We start from the raw sequence: 1821 nt of genomic DNA on the forward strand, positions 1-1821 counted from the left end.
GAGGCTAAATGCTCTTCAACTCCCATATATTCTTATTTTGTTTCTTGCCTATTGTGTGGTGTATGTTTTATGTGATTAAGTCTTGTGCTTTTAGTTATGCTTATGTGTATGCTAAAGTCTTTTTGATTGTAGCATCATTATGCTTTTATGGATTTTTTAAATGGACATATCTGCCTATATTACTTTTATCTATAGGTGTAAATTATCTTATAGCTAAAAAGATTTTATCATATAGATTTAGCTTTAAAGCTATGAGATTTAACGGGGGGGGGGGCGAAGTGTAGATTCTATACTAAGATTTATCCTACTAAATATTATCTTATTTTAGGCATTAGCTTTAATGTATTGCTGCTTGGATTTTTTAAATATAGTGATTTTTGCTTAGCTCAATTTAATCTTTTTGCTGCTCTCTTAGATGCAAATGTTAATATTCCTCTGCCTCATATACTCCTACCCTTAGCCTTATCATTTGTAACCTTTCAACAAATTGCATTTTTAGTAGATTGTTATAAGAGTGTGCATAATAAAGATATAAACACATCTGCATCATATAGCTTAGGGCATATCCATTTTTTAGATTATTGCTTATTTATTACTTTCTTTCCTCAATTAATTGCTGGTCCTATTGTGCATCATAAAGAGATGATGCCTCAATTTGAAGCTTTACAATATACTAAGACTTTGCCCTATAAGCATATAGCTAAGGGTTTATTTATATTTGCCATAGGATTATTTAAGAAAGTATGTATTGCTGATTATTTAGGTGTATGGGCAAATGCTGGCTTTAATGCTACTCAAAATGGTGTAGTATTAAATAGTATAGAATCTTGGGCTTGTGCTTTATCATATAGCTTTGAGTTATATTTTGATTTTAGTGGGTATTGTGATATGGCTATAGGTTTAGGATTACTCTTTGGGATAATGCTGCCTATTAATTTTAACTCTCCTTATAAGGCATTAAATATTACAGATTTTTGGAGGAGATGGCATATTACTTTGGGGAGGTTTTTAAGAGATTATATCTATATTCCTTTGGGGGGAAGTAAGAATGAAAGATATAAATATGTTAGATTCTATAATGTGATAAATAAGCTACTCACACTTAGAAATTTATTTATAGTGAGTGTGATTAGTGGGATTTGGCATGGAGCTGGTTATGGATTTATTATATGGGGAGTATTGCATGGTTTGGCTTTAATCATTCATAGAATCTATATCTATAGCATAGATGCTATGAAATATAGAATCTGCAAATATGAGCATAAAAACAATAAAGAGCATGCACATAATGCTTATGATGTATGTGATAATAGATATAAAGAGAGGCAAGTATTATGTAATAGCTTTATAAATGCAAATTCTAAAGACAGGTGCAAAGATAAATATAAATGGAGGGGAGATTATAGGAGTTTCATACACTGCAGTAGGGTAGCACAGGAGTATGTGCATTATGTATATATACAGATATTAAAAGCTTTTTTATATATAAGGACAACGCTATGCTATAAGGCTTTATGTTTATTGCTTACTTTTAATTTTATTAATATAGCGTGGATATTTTTTAGAAGTGAGAATGTGCAGGGAGCTATTAATTTATTGAAGGGTATGTTTGGTGGAGTGATTATTTTACCTAACATATTAGAGCCTTATATAAATAAGATTACTCAATATATAAATATGTGCATAAATGCTATAGGCTTAGATTCTATACATATGCCTATACACTATGGCAAATGGGCAAATGCTATAGTGGATAGTTCTTTAATTGTGTGGTCTATGTTGGTGGGGGCATTTATTATATGTGTAGGGTTTAAGAATGTG

At 30.7% G+C, this 1821-nt stretch carries 2 protein-coding genes; both read left to right on the top strand.

Going from position 1 to position 1821, the window contains the following annotated elements:
- The first annotated feature begins 62 nt into the window (after positions 1–62).
- The gene (locus tag LS71_RS09550) at positions 63–284 is read left to right on the top strand and encodes a hypothetical protein (RefSeq protein ID WP_034357329.1); all 222 of its coding nucleotides are present in this window, start codon (positions 63–65) and stop codon (positions 282–284) included.
- Positions 285–516: 232 nt separating this feature from the next.
- Positions 517–1821 (top strand): MBOAT family O-acyltransferase (locus LS71_RS09765; protein ID WP_238700405.1); only part of this gene is annotated, 1305 nt, incomplete at its 3' end.

The sequence above is a fragment of the Helicobacter jaachi genome (genome assembly GCF_000763135.2).
In the GTDB taxonomy this organism is placed as follows: Bacteria; Campylobacterota; Campylobacteria; order Campylobacterales; family Helicobacteraceae; genus Helicobacter_C; species Helicobacter_C jaachi.